Genomic DNA, 20,899 nt, shown 5'->3' with positions numbered 1-20,899 from the left:
AAAATAAAAATTGACGTTCACGTTGTTTGTTTCGTTCAGTTTTCAAAGAACTAAAAGCGGGTGAAGAGAATCGAACTCTCGACCAGAGCTTGGAAGGCTCTTGTTTTACCACTAAACTACACCCGCGTGGTCGGGAAGACAGGATTTGAACCTGCGACCCCCTGGTCCCAAACCAGGTGCTCTACCAAGCTGAGCCACTTCCCGTTATGGCGCGCCCGAGAGGAGTCGAACCCCTAACCTCTTGATCCGTAGTCAAACGCTCTATCCAATTGAGCTACGGGCGCTTATTCATGATGTTTTTTCGTCGTTGTATTTTGGCGACTCAATTATCTTACCATACTACATTTTCAAATGCAAGTACTTTTTAAAAGATTTTTTGATGCGGCCGAGAGGACTTGAACCTCCACGGGGTTTCCCCCACTAGGCCCTCAACCTAGCGCGTCTGCCGTTCCGCCACGACCGCGCGAAAAAAACAAAAGTGAGCCATGAAGGATTCGAACCTTCGACCCTCTGATTAAAAGTCAGATGCTCTACCAACTGAGCTAATGGCTCGTAAATGGCTGGGCTAGCTGGATTCGAACCAGCGCATGACGGAGTCAAAGTCCGTTGCCTTACCGCTTGGCTATAGCCCATCGAAATAGTTATCTTCTTTTCAAAGACAAATGTTATTTTACCATAATGTCCAATAAAAAACAACTGCTATATAGCAGAAGTTAAAATGGCGGTCCCGACCGGGGTCGAACCGGCGATCTCCTGCGTGACAGGCAGGCATGTTAACCACTACACCACGGGACCATTTGGTTGCGGGGACAGGATTTGAACCTGCGACCTTCGGGTTATGAGCCCGACGAGCTACCGTACTGCTCCACCCCGCGATAATATTATTTATATAATTTATATGGTGGAGGATGACGGGATCGAACCGCCGACCCCCTGCTTGTAAGGCAGGTGCTCTCCCAGCTGAGCTAATCCTCCGAAGTGGTGACCCGTACGGGATTCGAACCCGTGTTACCGCCGTGAAAGGGCGGTGTCTTAACCACTTGACCAACGGGCCAATATGTATGGCAGAGAAGAAGGGATTCGAACCCTCGCACCGCGTTAGCGATCTACTCCCTTAGCAGGGGAGCCCCTTGAGCCACTTGGGTACTTCTCTGTATGGCTCCGCAGGTAGGACTCGAACCTACGACCGATCGGTTAACAGCCGATAGCTCTACCACTGAGCTACTGCGGAATAATGAAGACAATTTGTATCTTATAAAAATTCTCATCGTAAGTCAAGAAGTTTTTTCACAACATCTTGCGCAAACGTGACATGTTTATAATATACTGGATTGCGTTTTCACTGTCAAGATGTTTTCACTACCAGTTTTAGTTGTCCTTTACACTTTCCACATACATATCTTTGTGTATTTATTTGACGTCTTCTTACATATTGAAAAGAACACCCCATACATTCATACATAGAAACTCTCGTTTCCTCCTCACTAATCATTCGTTTACAAAAACGTGGTGCACCTACTTTCTTTAATAACTCACGAAAATCTCTATCTCGATGCTTATACCCTTTTCCTGTGATATGTAAGTGATAATGACAAAGTTCATGTTTAACAATCCCGACTAACTCTTCTTTTCCATATACTTCGTAATATCGATAATTCAATTCTATATTATGATTCTTCAATAGATAGCGCCCACCAGTTGTACGTAACCTACTATTAAACATCGCTTTATGTAAAAACGGCATTCCAAAGCATTGTAACGATACCTCTTCCACTAACCGCTGAATTTCTTGCTCATCCATTCTCATTCCTCCTAAACTAAAAAATATTTCCACACTTTTCTCCCTTCTTATACATATAGTAAATAGTACATATACCCATCCTCATTCAAGAAGCGTGATTTCTAAAAATGCAGCATTGCTAGAAATCCACTCACCAACCTCTCATTAAAGTTACTTTAACTAAAAGGAGCTACTTTTTTGAGAGCAGGATTAAACAAGGAGGGATTCCTATGCCCACGTGGCTAAAGAAACAAATGCAACGTGCATATTTTGAGAAAAACCGGTATCAAATCAAGTTACTAAATGAATGCTGGTTTTATTATAGTAAAATACACCAAAGCTCATAATCAATTAAACTTTCCAGTTCATAAAAAAAGAGCAGTTTCATCTGCTCTCTTTTCTTACTATTCAATCGGTAACATTGATAATGCCACACGACCTTTTTTCATATCAATATCATCTACCCATACCTTTACAATTTGTCCCACGGATACAATATCTAATGGATGCTTTACAAATTGTTTGCTTAGTTTAGAAATATGTACTAAACCATCTTGCTTCACACCAATATCAACAAAGGCACCGAAATCAACAACATTGCGGATCGTTCCCTCTAATTCCATACCACGCTTTAAATCTTCTAATTTTAAAATCCCCTTTTTCAAAAGTGGCTTTGGCAACTCATCCCTCATATCTCGCTCCGGGCTAATTAAAGCATCCATAATATCAACTAACGTCGGCTCACCAATCTCCGTCTCTTGAGATAATTTAGAAATATCTACTCCTTCGAAACTCTTTTGCAAGTTTGGTTTCCCCACATCATTCTTTGATAACCCTAAGCTCTTCAATAGCAATTCAACATTTTTATATTGTTCTGGATGAATCCCTGTGCGATCTAACGGATTTGCTCCTTCTAATATACGTAAAAACCCGATACATTGTTCATAAGTTTTCGCACCTAAACGTGGGATTTTCTTTAATTCAGTACGCTTCGTGAATTTCCCATCTTCCTCACGCTTAGCTACAATATTTTTCGCAACTGTTTTTGATAATCCCGAAACATATTGCAACAATGCAACTGAAGCTGTATTTACATTAACACCAACTCGGTTAACTGCTGTCTCTACTACGAATGTTAATGATTCATTTAATCTCTTTTGAGATACATCATGTTGATATTGTCCCACCCCAACAGATTTAGGGTCAATTTTCACAAGCTCTGCAAGTGGATCTTGTAGACGTCTCCCAATTGAAACAGCACTTCTTTCTTCAACCTGTAAATTCGGAAACTCCTCGCGAGCTACATCAGATGCTGAGTACACACTAGCACCCGCTTCATTTACAATAATGTAAAATACATCTCGTTCTACATTTTGTAATACATCTACTATAAATTCTTCCGTTTCCCTCGAAGCTGTACCATTTCCAATTGCTATCATTTCAACTTCATATTTATCTATAATTGAAATGATTTTCTTTTTTGCATCCTCATATTTACGAGCAGGCGGATGCGGATAAATAACATCTATGTGAAGAACTTTTCCTGTATCATCTACTACAGCTAATTTACAACCAGTTCTATATGCTGGATCTACCGCTAACACAACTTTCCCTTTCATCGGAGGTTGTAATAATAAATTACGTAAATTCTCAGAGAAAATATGAATCGCTTGTTCTTCGGCCGTTTCCATTAATTCTTTACGAATTTCTCTTTCTATTGAAGGTTGAATTAATCGCTTATATCCATCTTCCATCGCTAATTGTACATAATGCGCACTTTTAGAAGCTTCATCAAGAATCATTTTTTTATGTAAAAACTGAAGAATTTCTTCAATTGGTGTGATAACAGAAACTCTTAATACTTCTTCCTTTTCACCACGATTCATAGCTAGTACACGATGCGGCACTACTTTTTGCAACGGTTCTTCATAGCCATAATACATTTCATATATATTCTTTTCATCTTTTTCTTTATCTTTTACAGATGAAGACATAATTCCTTTTCGGAAAGTAGTATTGCGAATCCAACTACGATATGCTGCATTATCCGAAACAAGTTCCGCAATAATATCTTGCGCACCTTGCAACGCATCTTCTGCAGACGCCACTTCCTTTTCTGCATTAACAAATTCCATAGCCTTCTCTGCTGGATTTTCTTTTTTATATAATAATAGCCACTCAGCTAACGGTTCTAATCCCTTTTCTTTAGCAATTGTAGCTTTCGTTCTTCTTTTCTCTTTATATGGACGATATAAGTCTTCTACTTCTTGAAGTTTTGTTGCAGCCACAATATGACGACGCAACTCTTCGGTTAGTTTACCCTTTTCACCAATAAGACGAAGAACCTCTTCTTTCCTATCTTCTAGTTGCATCATATATTGCCATCTTTCTAAGATTGCACGAATTTGCACCTCATCAAGAGACCCTGTCCATTCTTTTCGGTAACGAGCGATAAATGGAACTGTGTTACCTTCTTCTGTTAATTGAATAACATGACGAACTTGCTTTTCTGTAAAGCCTAATTCTTTCACTAACATTTTCATTAACCCTTGTCGATTATCTACCATTTCCATATCCAACCGTAACCTCCTCTATAATAAAAAAAAGTTGCCCTGTAAAGAGAGCAACTTAAACTGCCGATTTAAAAATCTATTAGTCCTAAACTAATTTGTAACGCTTCATCTACACGACTCATCATCACTTCATCCAAATGAGTGATTTTGTCCGTTAAGCGTTGCTTATCGATTGTTCGAATCTGCTCAAGTAAAATAACAGAATCCCTCTCAAAACCGTACTTTTTCGCATCAATTTCCACATGAGTGGGTAATTTCGCTTTTTGAATCTGTGCAGTAATAGCCGCTACAATCACAGTCGGACTAAAACGATTTCCGATGTCATTTTGAATGACAAGAACCGGACGAACGCCTCCTTGCTCAGAACCAACAACTGGGGAAAGGTCTGCAAAATACACGTCGCCGCGTTTTACAATCAAAATATTACCCCCCGCTAACTAAGCGTTCTACTGTATGAGCTGCTTCATACTCTGCTAAGAAAGCTTCAGATGCAATACCAAGATTAATTTTTCCCATTTCAATGTACCCACGTCGCATTGATTCATGTTGGTAGCGTTTCTTCGTCTTATGTTGACGCAATAACAGTTGTGTTGCCTGGCAAATTAGTTCATGGCGATTCTTATTCTCTTGTTTTCCAATTCCGTCCAATTCCGTTACCATTTGCTTTGGCAACCGAACCACGATTTCAGTAGTTACACTTGATTCGGACACAAAAATACACCTCCACCGTCAACTACACACCCAAATATATATATGACACCTATTGTAATAATACCATTGTATGGAGCCTGTTGCAAAGACTTCCTTATTCCTTGCTTATGTTTTCCAATTCATAAATAAAACATTCATCTTCTTTTACTTTTTATCTCTTTCAAACAAGAAATAAAGCAATCCTTCAGTAATATTTCATTGCAACTTATATTAATAACAAGTATAAAAAGAAGCTCCCCAGCGAAAAAGAGCCTATTCTTTATTAGTGAAACTCCTCCAAATGACGAGATGCTGAGTAATAATACCTTCTTCTATATATCGTTCAAATAATTGATTACTTCTACAACTTTACCATGTCGTATAAATATTCTCGGTACACGGAAGCTTATCGTTGCAATAATTTCATAATTAATAGTCCCGGAATATTCAGCAACCTCGGTAGCACTAATATACTCATCACCTTGTCTCCCAATGAGTGTAACTTTCGTACCAAGTGGCACTTCACAAGGAAGATGTATCATGAATTGATCCATTGTCACTCGCCCTACAATCGGTACTCTTTCACCGTTTACAAGTACCTTAAACCCTTGCAATCTTCTAAGCCAGCCATCTGCATATCCAATTGCAACTGTCGCAATCCATTCTTCAGTTCTCGTTCGGTATGTGACATTATAACTAATCCCATCTCCTTTAATCACTTGCTTAATATGAGCAACTTTCGTGTGAAGTGACAACGCCGGTTCCAATTTAAATGGTAAAAAAGGACGTATTTCTACAGATGGGGATAATCCATACATCGCAATACCAATTCGCACCGCATTAAATGTAATCCCTTGAAACCTTAACGTTGCGGCGCTATTGGCTGTATGGACAAATTTAAGATTCACTCCAAATTCTTTCAACCAACGTAACTGCTGCAAAAATGTATTATATTGCTTATCAAAATAAGAAGTCTCAACCTCATCCGCTGTTGCAAAATGCGTATATACTCCTTCTAACTCTAAAAATGGCGCACCTTCTAAACTCTTTAAGAACCCTTTTAATTCTTTTCGTTCACGTATTCCGATTCTCCCCATACCACTATCAAAATTAATATGGAATTTCATTATTGATGAACCATCCCAGAGCTTTATCGCTTCTTCCACCCATTCTTTTTGAAAAACAGTTAATGCTACATCATTTTCAGCAGCTACATTTACATCACGGGGCGGGGAAGGACCTAATACTAAAATCGGTGCAGTAATACCAGCCCTCCGAAGCACTAAAGCTTCATCTAAAAAAGCAACTGCTAATCTTGTTGCTCCTGCTTCTAATGCAGTTTTAGCCACCGGTACATAATCGTGCCCATATGCATTCGCTTTAACTACAGCAAAAATCTCTACATCACTTGGAATGGACTCTTTAATATGTGTAACATTGTTATAGATCGCATCTAAATCCACTTCCACCCACGTGTCACGGTAAAACGGCGCTTCTTCCATAAATACACTTCCTTATACACGATATGCGAAGCTTATTCTTTTATATGCTTCTTTTATGAAATCTACCTTCAAACTAAGAAAAGACGTGGTGCACATATATCACCACGTCTAAGAAGTTTACTTCACCTGCTTCGCTGTAACCGAACGAGCAACCATCAACAACTCATTCGTCTCTAAACCTTTAGACACGAGCATATATTCTACTCCGTTATGTGACCACGTTACAGAGTCTTTCGTCAATGCACCAATCGTGAAACCAAGATCAACCGGCTCTCCACTTACACTTACCGCCGATGAGGCCTCTGCAACTTTTGACTTTTCTTGTATTAAAGTAAAGGATTTCTTACTTCCAGTGTATGTGAGTATTGCACGCTTGCCACTGTCTGTCTTCAACTCTTCTTCCTCTTTCAAAGTCATACCTTGCGGTGTATCACGTGGATACAAAATAGCAAACGGTTTGTCTTCTTTCGCTGCCGTCTGAACATCCACTTGTGCTCTAGACATATTTTGTTTCGTATCAAATGCACCTTTATCAAACTTTGCATCAAACTTTACTTTAGTGAAATCTACTTTTACAAGGACATTTTGATCATTATCCATCAGTTTCACAGAAACTGGTGTTAAATCACTTTTATTCAGCTTAATTTCTTGTTTCGGCAACATATTTTGATGTTGATAATTTGTTTTTGTTTTAAACACATAATACTTATCTGTTTTCTCGAAAGAGAGATTTTTCTTATCTTGCAAAATATCTCTTACAAGTGATTCATATAAATAAGCCTGGCTACTATTTTGCGGCCAATCACTTTGAAAACGGAAACTCTTATTAAGTGCCGGTGTTAATACAAATACACCTTCATCATTCCTTAAAATAATTTGACTCTGATCCTTTTTCGCATTCTGCAAATTCACACGATAATACGAAGGTTCTTTATGCCAAATTTCTACATTGTACTCTTGAGGTTCATTTCCTGTTTTAATAGATAATTTCGCTTCAGCTTGATAACTCTTCATACTTTTAACTTTCGTTTCTAAATCTCTCACAACATCTTCCTGTTTCTTTTCCATACAACCCGCCAACACAAAAACGGTCAATAAACCGACAAGAACTAAAAACAGACGCCTTTTCATCACTTCAGCCCCTTTGCCCCTATAAATGAATGGAAGATATGCCTTCCTTATCGCTACCTCAAATATATGAGACAAAGATATAAAATATGCAGACTAGCGTGACGAGCTTTCCAAAACAACTTGAGCAACGGCAAATTCTTTACTATGACTAATTGATAAATGAACAATATGCTCTGTATTTGTAATGATAATCGGCTTACCTCTATCATCATTCCTTACTTCAATATCTAAAAAACTCACTTCTTTCCCGATACCGGTCCCTACCGCTTTAGAATACGCCTCTTTTGCTGCAAATCTTCCAGCTACAAATTCTGTAAGACGACTTCCTTTCAGCCCCTCGGCAACACCACGTTCTCTTTCAGTTAAAATACGTTCCATAAATTTAAGCTTTCCATCTAGCATTTTTTCAATTCGATTTAACTCAATAATATCGATTCCAATCCCTACAATCATTTCAAAATCCCCTTCTTCTATTTAGCTTTCTTCATTCATATTGTAAGAATAACAGGAATCTTTCTGATGCAAAAGGAGTGATACTAACAACATGCTAATACCATCCACTCGCATTTCCTTACAACCGATTATCATTTCTTTACTTCTTATACAATTAGTCATGATTATATTGAGCGACTTTTCCCTCTTTCACCTGGCAGCCTACAATGAATATATCGCTAAAGGAGAATGGTGGCGTGTCATAACTTCCTTACTTGTACACGTAGACTTACAACATTTCCTTTCTAATAGTATTTGTTTATTCGTATTTGGTTCTTCTATCGAAAAACAACTAGGACACTTTTCTTTCATCATTATTTTTTTCCTTTCTGGCATTCTCGGGAATATTTCTTCTTATATTATTATGCCTCTTGAATATATTCACGCCGGAGCATCTGGTGGTATTTTCGGATTACTAGGCGCCCAATTATTTTTATTGTATAGTCGATATCGTTCTTCAAAACCAAGAGACATCGCTATTTTTTCAATAATGATACTTATATTACTACTATTTACTTTCTTTAATCCCTCTGCCAATCCTATAAGCCATTTAACAGGACTGATCATTGGCGGCATGTGCACCCCTTTTTTAACAAAAAAAAACGATGGCGCAGAGCTTATTTAATATAGAAGCTCGCACCATCGATAATTTCCACATCTGTTTGTTTACTTAACTCTCTCATTAGTTGAAATAAAGACTCGTCCTTTTTCTTCGCCTCAATCATACAATCAATTCGCGGAACACTCCCCTTTATCTTTTTCAAAAAAGATAAGAAAGTATCTACATCAATAAAATCTGCATGTGCTCTCGGGTTTTTTCCATCTCTAGGACTGGAGATGTGCATTTTAACCGGTAACAAAGACGATTCCCACGTATGTACAACACGCGCCCAATCTTCATGCCAATCTTCCTGGTCATTATTCATCATATGATGGTGCAAATCAAACACGACTGGAATGTCTAATTTCTCACCTAAATACAATGTTTCTTCTAAAGAAAAGGTCGTGTCATCATTTTCTAATATAATCATCTCTTGAATACCTCTTGGAACAGTTGACCAATTTTCTATAAAGCGTTCTAATGCAAGCTCCTTATCTTTATAACCTCCTCCCACATGTAATACACATCGTTGCTTATGTTCAATTCCCATACCCTTTAACAATTTTTTGTGCATCTGCAATGTCTTTACAGATTGTTTGAAAATACTCTCCTCAGGTGAATTTAGTACAACAAAGTGATCTGGATGGAAGTCAATTCGCATATTCATACGAATTGCATATTCACCTAATTCTTTCAGATTTTCTTTTAACGGACGAATATAGTTCCAATCTAACAACTCCTCATGATTCGCTAAAGGAATAAGTTTGGAACTAAGTCGAAAGAAAGATATATCATGCCCTTTATTATGTTTTAATAACCGTAAGCAATTTTCCAAATTCGAATTAGCGATTCTTTCAAGTTTACGAATCGCAGCCTCTCGATCATCAATCCGCTGAAACTGTGCATACGTCATCGTTTGAGATGGAGAAGCATTCTTCAAATGTACACTCATCGCAACATACCCAAGTCTTACAAGCATATAGCACCTCATTTCTATACGAGTTACTATGTAGTATGCACAATTACAGAAATAAAAAAAGAGAATGCCCGCAAATGATATGATCCCCTTATAGTAGACAGGAAAAAGAAAGCACATTAACCTGTTTACTATGGAGGGGATTTTTTTATGGGAAAAATTAGAGTTACTTACGATGTAGAATTTAAGAAACAAGCTATAGATTTATACTTAAAAGAAGGCATGAGTTATAAAACCATTGCGAAAGAATTAGGTATTCATCACTCGGTTGTAAGTCGTTGGGTGAAACACTTTGAAGCTGAAGGAATCAAAGGACTAGAAGAAAAACGCGGTAAAGCGAAAGGACCAGGTTTAGGTAGACCAAGGGTTAGACCCGAAGATCCAGAAGCTAAGATCAGACGATTAGAAGCGGAAAATGAAATGTTAAAAAAGCTCTTAGGGATGTAAAAGGAGGAATGAAAGTCGTATCCAAAACGAAAAAATTCGAAGTCATCCATGAAATGACAAAAACAGGTTATACAGTGACTATTCTATGCGATATTGCTGGTGTAACCAGAAGTGGGTACTACAAATGGATAAAACGGCATACGACGCCTTCAAAAAAACAATCAGAGGATATCGAAATTAAGAAAAAGATATTGGCGTGTCATAAAAAATTAAGAGGAATTTATGGATATAGAAGAATACAAGTGTGGCTGAAAGCCACATATAACCTTTATTTGAATCATAAGCGCATCCAAAGATTGATGAGTGAACTAGGTATCAAAGCCGTAATTAGGAAAAAACGACCTTATTACGGAAAAAAAGAAGCTTATGTGATTTCAGAGAACCATCTAAATAGGGAGTTTCAAGCTTCAAAACCGAATGAGAAATGGGTAACCGATATTACCTATTTGATTTTCAATGGACAGCGCTTGTACTTATCCGCTATTAAGGATTTATACAATAATGAAATTGTTGCCTATGAAACCAGTCGTAGAAACGACTTGAAACTTGTGTTAGATACACTGAAAAAGGCAAAGAAAAAACGAAATGTGAAGGGAATTCTCTTACATAGTGATCAAGGGTCCCAGTATACATCTCGTCAATATAATCAATTACTTAAAAAATATCAGATGAAGGCAAGTATGTCTCGAAGAGGCAACTGTTGGGATAATGCTTGTATGGAAAACTTCTTCAGTCACTTTAAGGCAGAGTGTTTTCATTTACACTCCTTCCATAAAGCGAATGAGGTCAAACTTGCCGTGCGTAAATATATGCACTTTTATAATCATCAAAGATTTCAAAAGAAATTAAATAACCTGAGTCCATATAAATATAGAACTCAGGTTGCTTAGTTGCGCTTTTTAAATACTGTCTACTTGACAGGGGTCACTGCAAAAGGGCATTCTCTTTTTTATTAAGCTTGTGGACGGCTATGATGTTTTCTTTCGCCGCGTCCAGTTGAAGATCCAGGGCGACCTTCACCTTTACGACCACGGTTAGCATCACGGCTACCAGCATCACGGCTACCGCCATCACGATTACGATCACGGTTACGACCATCGCCACTTCCGCTTCCACGTCCATCACGATTGCGATCACGGTTACGACCATCGCCACCGCCGCGTCCATCACGACTACGATTACGATCACGGTTACCATCACGGTATCCACTTCCGTTACCACCGCGTTTTTTAGAACCGCCACCGCCACCTCTTGAAACAACTGGTGGTTCTGATGTTAAAGCGATCGGAGTTGTATCCGGCTCTTTTGTCATCATTTTTAAAGCAGCAGCTACTACTGTTACAGAATCATTCTCTTCTAACATTTCTTCTGCAATACGCTTGTAGTATGATAAGTTATCATTTTCAATTGTGCTTTGAAGTTTTTCAGCGATTAAACGTTGTTGACCTTCTAACGCCTCGTCAAGTGTCGGTGCGTCCATACGATCAACCTTACGTTTTGTTGTACGCTCGATATTTTTTAATTGTCCTGATTCACGTGGTGTTACAAATAACATTGCAATACCTTTTTTACCAGCACGGCCAGTACGACCGATACGGTGAACGTATGATTCTGGATCTTGTGGGATATCGAAGTTGTATACGTGTGTTACGCCTGAAATATCAAGACCACGTGCAGCAACGTCTGTTGCAACAAGAACTTCAATAGTACCTTCTTTAAATTTACGTAATACAGACATACGCTTCGCTTGTGTTAAGTCACCGTGAATACCTTCTGCTGCATAACCACGTAAGTTTAATGCTTCTGATAATTCATCAACACGACGCTTTGTACGACCGAATATGATTGCAAGCTCTGGAGATTGAATATCTAGTAAGCGTGTTAACACGTCAAACTTTTTCTTTTCTTGCACTTCTAAATAGAACTGCTGAATGTTTGGCATTGTTACTTCTTTTGCTTTTACTTTAATGTGTTGAGGCTCAGTCATGAAACGCTCAGCAATACGACGGATTGGATCTGGCATTGTCGCTGAGAATAATAATGTTTGATGTGTTTCTGGCACATCTGTTAAAATCGCTTCAATATCTTCAATGAAGCCCATGTTTAACATTTCATCCGCTTCGTCAAGAACAACAGTCTCTACGTTTTGTAAGCGAAGTGTTTTACGGTTGATATGATCTAAAATACGACCCGGCGTACCTACAATAATGTGTGGGTGTTTTTTTAGAGCACGAATTTGGCGGTTAATATCTTGACCACCATAAATTGGTAGAATACGAACACGTTTATGTTTACCAATTTTGTATAGCTCTTCTCCAACTTGAATTGCTAATTCACGCGTTGGCGCGATAACAATACCTTGAACTGCTTCTTTATTTGTATCCACTTTATCTAATAGTGGTAATCCGAATGCTGCTGTTTTCCCTGTACCTGTTTGCGCTTGCCCAATAATATCCTTACCTTGCAATGCATGTGGAATTGTTTCAGCTTGAATCGGCGTAGCCTCTTCAAAGCCCATACTTTCAACAGATTGTAGTAAAGACTCACTTAATCCTAGTTCTCGAAATGTTGTCAATGTTACTTCTCCTTTTCTATCCTATACTTATCATTTAAAAAAAGGCGTTTTCCGAACTTGCGGAAAAGCCATTTTCCTGAATACTTACGTATATAACCGGGCGTATATTCTTCACGAAAATACTTCTAAACGTTATTACACTTTATCAATTATAAGTTTTGTAGGTGTAAAAAGCAAACCCCAACTGTTACCTTATTTCATATTCAGAGCTTTTTTCTTTACTTTTATTTTTTTATCGTTTACTGTAAGCGCTTATTATAAGTTTCCACTATTTTCGTGGCTATCATCCCTATTTATATACACCAATTATTTCAACATCGTAATTACTTCTTCTAATTTCATGCCGCGAGATGCTTTTACTAATACAACATCTTTCGTACCGACTACTGCTTGCAACTCTTTTATTAACTCTTCTTTACTATCATACGCTTTTACACGGTCTTTAGGGAAATTAATTTTTGCACCTTCAGCAATTTGAGCCCCTAATTTACCATATGTGAATACATATGAAATTTTTGCTGGATCAATTAATTTACCTACTTCATAATGAAATTGCACTTCTTGATTTCCAAGTTCTAACATATCACCAAGCACAACAATTTTTTTAGCAAATCCATCTAAACCATTCATTAGGTGGAACGCAGCTTCCATAGCTGTTGGACTAGCATTATAAGCATCATTGATAATTGTTAAACCACTATCTGTTTTTACAATTTCCATACGCATACCTGTCATTTGAAGTGTTACTAAACCTTGTTTCATTTCTTCCCACGTTACACCAAAATGTTTTGCAATTGCCATTGAAGCAAGCGTATTATATACATTATGCTTTCCTAGTACTGGCAAATAGAATGACAAAGTTTCATCCCTGTTCATCTTAAAGTGTGTCCCAGTAGCCTGCAATGTTACAGTAGTTGGATAGTAATCATTTGCTCTCGCATCACCAAATGTAACTGTTTCAGCTGCTAAATTCATTTCTGGAACACGATTCGTTAATAGTGGCTCATCTCCATTATATACGAACACGCCACCCTTTTGTAAACCTGTAACAATTTCTAACTTCGCTTCAGCAATCGCCTCACGAGAGCCTAAATCCATTAAGTGCGCCTCACCAATGTTCGTAATAATAGCTGCATTAGGACGAGCTAACTTAGATAGAAATTCAATTTCTCCTCGGCTTGACATGCCCATTTCTAATACAGCTACATCTGTATTTTCCTCTAAATTTAAAATAGTAAGAGGTAAACCGATGTGGTTGTTGAAATTACCTTCTGTTTTTTGAACTTTAAATTTAGTCGCAAGAATACTTGTTACAATATCTTTCGTAGATGTTTTACCATTACTACCCGTTACACCAACAACTTTTACATCCAATTGATCACGATAGTTTTTCGCTAACATTTGCAATGCTGCTAGTGTATCTTCTACAAAAATAACCGGAAGATTTTCAGGTGGGTTTTCTACATCTTTCATCCATAATGTAGCAATCGCCCCATTTTCAACAGCTTTGTCTACAAAAGCATGTCCATCGAAACGTTCACCTTGAATTGGAACATATAAATTTCCATTTTCAATTTTCCTCGTATCAATAGACACTCCTTGTATAGTAATTCCCTCATACTGCTCTGCTAATCCAGTACCATTTATCATCTGCTCTACTTGTTTTAACGTTCGATTTATCATGAAAACACTCCTTACATAGAGGAAGCACTATTCCTTCGAATAGTGCTTCCTCCTTTTTTGTTAGATTGTATATTTAATTTTTTGTTTTTCTTCGTGACGCTCAATCGCTAAGCGAATTAGCTCTTCAATTAATTCCGGATACGGTAACCCTGTATGTTGCCATAATAGAGGGAACATACTAAACGGCGTGAATCCTGGCATTGTGTTTACTTCGTTAATATATACTTCTCCATCTTTTGTTAAGAAGAAATCAGCTCGTGTTAAGCCCGAACCATCTAATGATTGGAATGCGATAATTGCATCTCGCTTAATTACATTAGACTCTTCTTCTGTCATTTCAGCTGGAATAATTAACGCTGTATCACCATCGATGTATTTCGATTTGTAATCATAAAAATCTTTTTTCGGTACAATTTCACCTACAACTGAACATTTCGGCTCATCATTACCTAATACACCAACTTCTACTTCACGACCTACAATATTTTCTTCTACAATAATTTTACGGTCAAATTGGAATGCCTCTTCGAATGCATTCTCAAGCTCTTCACGATTGTTACACTTATTAATACCAACACTTGAACCAAGGTTTGCTGGTTTTACGAAGCAAGGATATCCTAATACTTCTTCTACTTTTTCATACGCTGTTTCACGATCTTTTTCCCATGCGCTACGAATGAAAGATGCATATTTCGCTTGTTTCAATCCAGCTTCTGCAAAGATATTTTTCATAACAACTTTATCCATACCAGCAGATGATGCTAATACACCGTTACCTACATATGGAATGTTTAGTAATTCTAATAACCCTTGTACTGTTCCATCTTCACCATTCGGTCCATGTAATAATGGGAAAATAACATCAATTGCATCTTCTTGTTTAGAAGTTGCCGTTGGGATAATTTCTGTACTTAATGATACAGGAGAAATTGTATTCTCTTCCCCACTCATTTGTAATGCCTCAACATTTGTTACTTCGCCTTCAATACGCTCTCCACGCATCCATTGGCCTTGTTCTGTAATATAAATTGGATGAATCTCGAATTTATCTTGATTTAATGCTTTAATAGCAGCAAGAGCCGTTTGTAACGAAACTTGATGCTCAGCTGATTTTCCACCGTATAATAAACCTAATTTAATTTTTGTCACTGAAATCACCCTAACCAATTGTTTTCATTTTTCTATTTTAGCACTTTTTATAAAAATAGGTAGTTCCTATTTGAAATAAAATGTAACTTCCACAAATAATTAAAAGACACCACTTATTGGTTTTCTACACTTTTTCTCTTTAATTTCTACACACCTAAACAAAATTAAACTTTAGAGCAAAATTGCTATCTAATCTAGTTATGTACCTAAAATATGTAGAAATCCACTTTGTGTGTATGGCATCTATATTACCCTACCATTTGTGGAGGGTGAAAAAACATTGATTAAAGTTTCATTTTATTAAGAAGACTGTTTTGTAGGCGTATCTTTTTGCCTCTGCTCAACAAGACGATCTAAAGAAACATATACAAAGCCTGCAACTACACACCCTATACTTAAAATTGTAAATAAGTAGTGACCAAGCAAACGATCCAATAGAAAACCACCAAGAAGTGGACCGAATGCACTTCCTGTAATCCACTGCAAACTCGCCGCCCCCATATAGGTTCCTCTCAAATGCTCAGGGGCCAAATTCGCTACAAACGTCATCTGTACAGGCGACATAATCATCTCGCCTAACGTATATATGGCATAAACAAACATTAACGTCATTAAAATAATTGTAGCATTTGTATCAAATTCTCCAAACCACTTCGGTAACCATCCTATAAAAAACAAACCAATTCCGAACAAACACGCACCGTATAACATCGTCTTTCCAACAGGTTTATCTGTCGCCCATTTTGAAATTTGAAATTGAAATAAAACAACTAATAGACCATTTAATGCCATTAAATATGGGTATGGATTGTTGACTCCAAAAATATCCTTCATTTCGTTATCAAAGTGAAGCGGTAACATGCCTTCTGTTTGAGAGAACCCCATAGAAATAATGATCCCCGCTAACAAATAAATCATTAACGCCTTATCTCTCATTAAAATTTTCCAAACTGCTCCGGATTCCTTCTCTTTATTTTTTTCCGTCATATCCGTAATTTTTGGCATTGTTTCTTTAATAAGTACTAACACTAGTAGCGCATAAAACAACATAGCGGATGAAGCAATAATAAACACGAGGTTCTTTGATAAAACAACTACTGATGCTCCCATTATCGGTCCAATTGCAGCACCAATATTGTGTCCCATTCGCAATAAACCATATGCTTCTGTTCTTTTTTCTGGCGCCGTCACATCTGCAACCATCGCTGATGCCGCTGGGTGAAATAGCGAATTACTTAACCCTAAAAAAATAGATAAAATGGCATATGGAATAAACCCTTCTATAAATAAAAAACCGAGCATTAGTAATGCATTACTCGCCATTGAAAATATCATAATTGGCTTTCTTCCATATATATCAGCTATTCTTCCGCCTATAAGCGAACCAAAACTTGCAGCTATTGGAGAAAGCGCCATAATGATTCCAACTTGTAATAAAGAATCTACCTTATCTTTTAAATATAGTGCAAAAAAAGGCATTAACATCATCATCGCAATTCCGTTCAATGTCTCACCGATAAATCGAATCCATACGTTACGATCCATCTCTCTTAACTCACGCCATGTATTTTTCATAAATTCCCCCCTTAGTTCCCCAACAATTATATTATATATAATTAGAAAAATGTAAATTTTCAAACACAAAATCTAGCCATAACAATCCCTGTCGAAATAAGTAGAAATTCTTCTGAATATGCACGATCTTTATCACTCTTTCTATATATCTTTCTATAACTTTTTTTGGTATTATTATACATGTCGATTCCATAAAAGAGGCATGCTCCCGTAGTGAGCATGCCTCTTTTTACTTATTTCACAGTATATGAATCCTCTTCAATCCAGCTATACATATATTTTTCATCTTCCGTCTCATGTGCTTGTTTTACAATACGAAGCGGACGGAATGTATCTATCATAACAGCCAGTTCAAGTGTCTCTTTCTTCCCTATACTCGCTTCTGTTTTCCCTGGATGTGGCCCATGCGGGATCCCGCTTGGATGAAGCGTAATAGAACCTTCTTCTACACCTTTTCGGCTCATAAAGTTACCTTCTACATAGTACAGTACTTCATCACTATTCACATTACTATGATAATATGGTGCCGGAATAGATTCTGGATGATAATCGTATAACCGCGGTACGAAAGAGCAAATGACGAAATTATGCCCTTCGAATGTTTGATGTACTGGTGGCGGCTGATGAATACGACCTGTAATTGGTTCAAAATCCTCCACATTAAAGACCCACGGATATAAATACCCATCCCATCCAACAACATCTAACGGATGGTGCCCTAACACATGCTTGTGCATATAACCTCTCGACTTTGTCATTACGACAAACTCACCTTTTTCATCATATGTCTCCAATTTCTCCGGTCCACGCATATCTCTTTCACAAAACGGACTATGTTCTAACAATTGCCCATATTCATTGCGATAGCGACTTGGTGTTGTAATTTGGCTATTTGCCTCTACAACAAGAAACTTAGTCTCTCCCTCATCTGGAATAACACGATAAATCGTTCCAATTGGAATTGTTACATAATCACCTTTTCTATAGTGAATCGTTCCAAACATCGTTTCAATTTTTCCTGTTCCATAATGAACAAATAACATTTCATCGCCATCACCATTACGGTAAAAATAATCCATTTTTTCTGTTGGACTCACTACTCCAATTAATAAATCCTCATTCCCAAGCATAAAGTTTCTTCCGCTTACTGCATCACCAGTTTTTTTATTTTCTTTCGTACGGAAGTGGCGATGAGCAAGAGTAACATCCTCTTCATACTGTAACTGACAAGAATGCGATAATGCCGCATGCCCTACTTCTGTTGGCATATAATGATGATACAAAATAGACTGGGTACCAGAGAAACCTTTTGTCCCCATTACCTGCTCACGATAAAGCGATCCATCTTTTTTACGAAATTGTACATGTCGTTTATGAGGTAGCTCCCCCATGTGACGATAAAACATGCCCATCACCTGCTTCCATTTCTTTTTTGATCGTATTACGTAACGTACCTAAACCAGTAATCGACAGCTCTACAACATCTCCATCTTGCAACCACTCTTCCGTACCAAGCTCCAAAATACAGCCCGTTCCTACTGTGCCAGACCCGATAACATCCCCTGGATATAACGTAACATCTTCCGAAGCTCTTTCAATCATTTCAGAGAATGCATAATAAATATCTTGGAAATTCCCTTTTGATAACAGTTGCCCATTTACATGAGCAGTCATCTCTAAATCATAACGATCACCGTTACGATAAACGTCTAATTCCTCTTTCGTAACGAGATACGCTCCTAATGAAGTTGCAAAATCTTTTCCTTTCGCTGGACCGAGTCCCACTTTCATTTCTGTTGCTTGTAAGTCCCTTGCACTCCAGTCGTTCATAATGCAGTAACCAAAAATATATTCCTCTGCTTGTTCACGAGAAATGTTTCGTCCTTCTTTCCCAATTACGCAAGCAATCTCTAACTCATAATCAAGCTTTTTAGACTTCTTCGGACCAATAACAAAATCATCTGGCCCAATAACAGCACGGTGGTTAGTAAAATAAAAAACCGGGATATCATACCATTCAGGTACAACATCTAGCCCTCTTCGTCCGCGAGCTGTTTTTACATGCTGTTCAAATGCATAAAAATCTCGAATGCTACTCGGATTAGGAATTGCCGCTGCTAATTGAACTTCCTCTAAGGAATATATACCCTTTTCAGGATTCTTAATATTACGCAATACTTCTACATACTCATCTGCTTTCTCTAAAAAGGCGAACATAGAAGAAGGTAATTGTCCATCACTCGCAAGATTCATATCGATTACTTTGTCACCTTCAAGCCATCCAGCTCGCATTTCTTTCGATGGGAGACGAAATGTAACAAATTTCATCGTGATTCCTCCCTATGAAAATGAAATTTCCACCAACAAAGGAACTCTTGCTGGTGGATACAAATTTTATAAATTTCCGCGACGCTCTTGTTCTCTTTCAATTGATTCGAATAACGCTTTAAAGTTCCCTTCGCCAAATCCACGAGAACCTTTACGTTGGATGATTTCAATAAATAGAGTTGGACGATCTACAATTGGTTTCGTAAAGATTTGTAATAAATAACCTTCTTCGTCACGGTCTACTAGAATCTTCAATTCTTTTAATCTATCAATTTCTTCATCAATTTTCCCCACTCGTGCAGTTAACTCATCGTAATACGTATCTGGCGTATCTAAAAACTCCACGCCATTCGCACGAAGCACTTCAATTGTTTTTACAATGTCACTTGTTAATAAAGCGAGATGCTGTACACCTGCTCCGTTATAGAACTCTAGATATTCTTGAATTTGTGACTTTCTTTTTCCGTCTGCTGGTTCATTAATTGGAAACTTAATACGGCTTCCATTCGTCATAACTTTTGACATTAATGCCGAATACTCTGTGCTAATATCGTCATCATCAAAGTGAATCATTTGTTTAAATCCCATAACATTCTCGTAATAACTAACCCACTCTTCCATTTTCTCAACGTTACCAACTACATGGTCTACAGCAATTAAACCAGACTCTTCAAATGGAATATTAAACTCAACCTTTTGGAATCCTGGCATAAATGTTCCTTTATAATTTTTACGCTCTACAAGCGTGTGAATTGTATCACCATACGTACCAATAACCGCTTTTTTCAATGTACCGTCCTCATCTGTTAACTCCTCAGGTGGAGCAATCGCAACAGCGCCACGTTTTACAGCTTCAGAGTAGGCTTTATCAACGTCATCAACAAGTAAAGCCACATCTTTCACTCCATCACCATGAGTCTTTACAAACTCTGCAATACGGCTATCGCTACTTAAAGCTCCAGACACAACAAAACGCATATTTTTTTGCACAAGAACATAAGATACCTTTTCACGGTTTCCTGTTTCTAATCCAGAATAAGCTACAATTTTGAATCCAAACGCTCTCGCAAGATAATAACTTGATTGCTTTGCATTCCCTACGTAAAATTCCAAATGATCTACATCACGTACCGGAAAAAAGTCCTCCATTTGTGCAGCTAGCGTATCCATAGATTTTTGTTTCATAATATCTTCATCCCCCTGTAAATAGATTAAATGGTCCATACTTAAAACCAACCGAAAACGCTTCCAACATCAATTAATAGAAATTAGTTAGCAAGCTAACAATTTCCGACCTTTAAAATTTTCTATCTTTTCTGTCAAATTCCTCTTTTTTTCTTACATATAAAATTCGACTTTTTTCTCTTTAAAGTAAGGGGAAAATATTAATACTTGAA

At 37.6% G+C, this 20,899-nt stretch carries 19 protein-coding genes and 12 tRNA genes; 4 read left to right on the top strand and 27 right to left on the bottom strand.

The annotated features are described in order from the left end of the window. Positions 1-55 precede the first annotated feature (55 nt). From NSS97_RS01430 to NSS97_RS01370, 13 genes are all read right to left on the bottom strand, one after another. Positions 56-126, bottom strand: a tRNA-Gly gene (locus NSS97_RS01430). Between the two features lies 1 nt (position 127). After that, a tRNA-Pro gene (locus NSS97_RS01425) sits at positions 128-204 on the bottom strand. A gap of 3 nt (positions 205-207) precedes the next feature. Beyond that, positions 208-284 (bottom strand) — tRNA-Arg (locus tag NSS97_RS01420). Between the two features lie 96 nt (positions 285-380). Beyond that, a tRNA-Leu gene (locus tag NSS97_RS01415) sits at positions 381-463 on the bottom strand. A gap of 16 nt (positions 464-479) precedes the next feature. Further along, positions 480-552 (bottom strand) — tRNA-Lys (locus NSS97_RS01410). 5 nt (positions 553-557) lie between these two features. Then, positions 558-632, bottom strand: a tRNA-Gln gene (locus tag NSS97_RS01405). An 87-nt stretch (positions 633-719) separates the two neighbouring features. Next, positions 720-795: transfer RNA gene (locus tag NSS97_RS01400), tRNA-Asp, on the bottom strand. A gap of 3 nt (positions 796-798) precedes the next feature. Continuing rightward, positions 799-875: transfer RNA gene (locus NSS97_RS01395), tRNA-Met, on the bottom strand. Positions 876-899: 24 nt separating this feature from the next. Beyond that, positions 900-975, bottom strand: a tRNA-Val gene (locus NSS97_RS01390). Positions 976-979: 4 nt separating this feature from the next. Beyond that, a tRNA-Glu gene (locus NSS97_RS01385) sits at positions 980-1,054 on the bottom strand. Between the two features lie 8 nt (positions 1,055-1,062). Next, a tRNA-Ser gene (locus NSS97_RS01380) sits at positions 1,063-1,153 on the bottom strand. 3 nt (positions 1,154-1,156) lie between these two features. Continuing rightward, positions 1,157-1,231: transfer RNA gene (locus NSS97_RS01375), tRNA-Asn, on the bottom strand. A gap of 114 nt (positions 1,232-1,345) precedes the next feature. Continuing rightward, positions 1,346-1,801 (bottom strand): SprT family protein, encoded by a 456-nt coding sequence (locus tag NSS97_RS01370; protein ID WP_016095131.1) that lies wholly within the window; start codon positions 1,799-1,801, stop codon positions 1,346-1,348. 209 nt (positions 1,802-2,010) lie between these two features. Here NSS97_RS01370 and cmpA point away from each other — a divergent pair, with 209 nt between their 5' ends. Continuing rightward, entirely contained in the window at positions 2,011-2,127 is a 117-nt protein-coding gene (gene cmpA, locus NSS97_RS01365) for a cortex morphogenetic protein CmpA (protein WP_001143642.1), read from the top strand. Between the two features lie 57 nt (positions 2,128-2,184). Here the strand turns inward: cmpA and NSS97_RS01360 are convergent, their stop codons facing one another. From NSS97_RS01360 to acpS, 6 genes are all read right to left on the bottom strand, one after another. Next, complete coding sequence (locus tag NSS97_RS01360; RefSeq protein ID WP_341114594.1) at positions 2,185-4,353, bottom strand: Tex family protein; 2,169 nt, start codon at positions 4,351-4,353, stop codon at positions 2,185-2,187. 68 nt (positions 4,354-4,421) lie between these two features. After that, on the bottom strand, positions 4,422-4,772 hold the full coding sequence (gene ndoA, locus NSS97_RS01355) for a type II toxin-antitoxin system endoribonuclease NdoA (protein ID WP_000635965.1): 351 nt from the start codon (positions 4,770-4,772) through the stop codon (positions 4,422-4,424). Positions 4,773-4,776: 4 nt separating this feature from the next. Next, positions 4,777-5,064 carry an antitoxin EndoAI gene (locus tag NSS97_RS01350; protein ID WP_000004570.1) on the bottom strand — a complete coding sequence of 96 codons (288 nt, stop codon included), beginning with the start codon at positions 5,062-5,064 and terminating at the stop codon, positions 4,777-4,779. 311 nt (positions 5,065-5,375) lie between these two features. Next, positions 5,376-6,545, bottom strand: a complete 1,170-nt coding sequence (alr, locus tag NSS97_RS01345; protein WP_044440774.1) for an alanine racemase — start codon at positions 6,543-6,545, stop codon at positions 5,376-5,378. A gap of 117 nt (positions 6,546-6,662) precedes the next feature. Then, entirely contained in the window at positions 6,663-7,613 is a 951-nt protein-coding gene (locus NSS97_RS01340) for a LolA family protein (protein WP_002124820.1), read from the bottom strand. A 156-nt stretch (positions 7,614-7,769) separates the two neighbouring features. Beyond that, a complete protein-coding gene (gene acpS, locus NSS97_RS01335) occupies positions 7,770-8,129 on the bottom strand; it encodes a holo-ACP synthase (RefSeq protein ID WP_002009969.1) in 360 nt (119 codons plus the stop codon). A gap of 91 nt (positions 8,130-8,220) precedes the next feature. Between acpS and NSS97_RS01330 the strand changes: the two genes are divergently transcribed. Continuing rightward, the gene (locus NSS97_RS01330; RefSeq protein WP_002167128.1) at positions 8,221-8,793 is read left to right on the top strand and encodes a rhomboid family intramembrane serine protease; all 573 of its coding nucleotides are present in this window, start codon (positions 8,221-8,223) and stop codon (positions 8,791-8,793) included. Here NSS97_RS01330 and uvsE read toward each other — a convergent pair. After that, positions 8,786-9,748, bottom strand: coding sequence for a UV DNA damage repair endonuclease UvsE (gene uvsE, locus NSS97_RS01325; protein ID WP_002029436.1), 963 nt, complete (start codon positions 9,746-9,748; stop codon positions 8,786-8,788). The genes NSS97_RS01330 and uvsE overlap by 8 nt on opposite strands. 147 nt (positions 9,749-9,895) lie before the next feature. On the opposite strand from uvsE, the gene NSS97_RS01320 reads away from it, so the two are divergent. After that, a complete protein-coding gene (locus tag NSS97_RS01320; RefSeq protein WP_002135468.1) occupies positions 9,896-10,192 on the top strand; it encodes a transposase in 297 nt (98 codons plus the stop codon). An 8-nt stretch (positions 10,193-10,200) separates the two neighbouring features. Next, a complete protein-coding gene (locus NSS97_RS01315) occupies positions 10,201-11,082 on the top strand; it encodes an IS3 family transposase (RefSeq protein WP_341111275.1) in 882 nt (293 codons plus the stop codon). 62 nt (positions 11,083-11,144) lie between these two features. On the opposite strand, the gene NSS97_RS01310 is transcribed toward NSS97_RS01315, so the two are convergent. The 7 genes from NSS97_RS01310 to hppD all read right to left on the bottom strand — a co-directional run bounded on the left by NSS97_RS01310 (position 11,145) and on the right by hppD (position 20,687). Beyond that, on the bottom strand, positions 11,145-12,767 hold the full coding sequence (locus NSS97_RS01310) for a DEAD/DEAH box helicase (protein WP_044440770.1): 1,623 nt from the start codon (positions 12,765-12,767) through the stop codon (positions 11,145-11,147). A gap of 306 nt (positions 12,768-13,073) precedes the next feature. Continuing rightward, positions 13,074-14,450 (bottom strand): UDP-N-acetylmuramoyl-tripeptide--D-alanyl-D-alanine ligase, encoded by a 1,377-nt coding sequence (gene murF, locus NSS97_RS01305; RefSeq protein ID WP_044440768.1) that lies wholly within the window; start codon positions 14,448-14,450, stop codon positions 13,074-13,076. Between the two features lie 60 nt (positions 14,451-14,510). Then, complete coding sequence (locus NSS97_RS01300; RefSeq protein ID WP_061689864.1) at positions 14,511-15,599, bottom strand: D-alanine--D-alanine ligase; 1,089 nt, start codon at positions 15,597-15,599, stop codon at positions 14,511-14,513. Between the two features lie 300 nt (positions 15,600-15,899). Further along, positions 15,900-17,174, bottom strand: a complete 1,275-nt coding sequence (locus NSS97_RS01295; RefSeq protein ID WP_341111271.1) for an MDR family MFS transporter — start codon at positions 17,172-17,174, stop codon at positions 15,900-15,902. A gap of 233 nt (positions 17,175-17,407) precedes the next feature. Then, complete coding sequence (locus NSS97_RS01290; RefSeq protein ID WP_044440764.1) at positions 17,408-18,580, bottom strand: homogentisate 1,2-dioxygenase; 1,173 nt, start codon at positions 18,578-18,580, stop codon at positions 17,408-17,410. Further along, positions 18,546-19,502: a fumarylacetoacetate hydrolase family protein gene (locus NSS97_RS01285; RefSeq protein ID WP_044440762.1), complete on the bottom strand. Its 957-nt coding sequence runs from the start codon at positions 19,500-19,502 to the stop codon at positions 18,546-18,548. Before NSS97_RS01285 ends, NSS97_RS01290 begins: the two co-directional genes overlap by 35 nt. A gap of 66 nt (positions 19,503-19,568) precedes the next feature. Next, positions 19,569-20,687, bottom strand: coding sequence for a 4-hydroxyphenylpyruvate dioxygenase (gene hppD / locus NSS97_RS01280; RefSeq protein WP_000810917.1), 1,119 nt, complete (start codon positions 20,685-20,687; stop codon positions 19,569-19,571). Positions 20,688-20,899: the final 212 nt, after the last annotated feature.

This window comes from Bacillus sp. FSL R12-0074 (assembly GCF_038005725.1).
Taxonomy (GTDB): Bacteria; Bacillota; Bacilli; order Bacillales; family Bacillaceae_G; genus Bacillus_A; species Bacillus_A mycoides.
Note: the sequence above shows the minus strand (reverse complement) of the source record. Positions and strands in the feature narration are given on the sequence as shown.

Coding starts and splice junctions, on each gene's coding strand:
- NSS97_RS01320 (WP_002135468.1), top strand. CDS start 9,896: ATGGGAAAAATTAGAGTTACTTACGATGTAGAATTTAAGAAACAAGCT.
- NSS97_RS01295 (WP_341111271.1), bottom strand. CDS start 17,174: ATGAAAAATACATGGCGTGAGTTAAGAGAGATGGATCGTAACGTATGG.
- NSS97_RS01330 (WP_002167128.1), top strand. CDS start 8,221: ATGCTAATACCATCCACTCGCATTTCCTTACAACCGATTATCATTTCT.
- cmpA (WP_001143642.1), top strand. CDS start 2,011: ATGCCCACGTGGCTAAAGAAACAAATGCAACGTGCATATTTTGAGAAA.
- NSS97_RS01290 (WP_044440764.1), bottom strand. CDS start 18,580: ATGTTTTATCGTCACATGGGGGAGCTACCTCATAAACGACATGTACAA.
- NSS97_RS01370 (WP_016095131.1), bottom strand. CDS start 1,801: ATGGATGAGCAAGAAATTCAGCGGTTAGTGGAAGAGGTATCGTTACAA.
- murF (WP_044440768.1), bottom strand. CDS start 14,450: ATGATAAATCGAACGTTAAAACAAGTAGAGCAGATGATAAATGGTACT.
- hppD (WP_000810917.1), bottom strand. CDS start 20,687: ATGAAACAAAAATCTATGGATACGCTAGCTGCACAAATGGAGGACTTT.
- NSS97_RS01285 (WP_044440762.1), bottom strand. CDS start 19,502: ATGAAATTTGTTACATTTCGTCTCCCATCGAAAGAAATGCGAGCTGGA.
- acpS (WP_002009969.1), bottom strand. CDS start 8,129: ATGATTGTAGGGATTGGAATCGATATTATTGAGTTAAATCGAATTGAA.
- NSS97_RS01315 (WP_341111275.1), top strand. CDS start 10,201: ATGAAAGTCGTATCCAAAACGAAAAAATTCGAAGTCATCCATGAAATG.
- alr (WP_044440774.1), bottom strand. CDS start 6,545: ATGGAAGAAGCGCCGTTTTACCGTGACACGTGGGTGGAAGTGGATTTA.
- NSS97_RS01360 (WP_341114594.1), bottom strand. CDS start 4,353: ATGGAAATGGTAGATAATCGACAAGGGTTAATGAAAATGTTAGTGAAA.
- NSS97_RS01340 (WP_002124820.1), bottom strand. CDS start 7,613: ATGGAAAAGAAACAGGAAGATGTTGTGAGAGATTTAGAAACGAAAGTT.
- uvsE (WP_002029436.1), bottom strand. CDS start 9,748: ATGCTTGTAAGACTTGGGTATGTTGCGATGAGTGTACATTTGAAGAAT.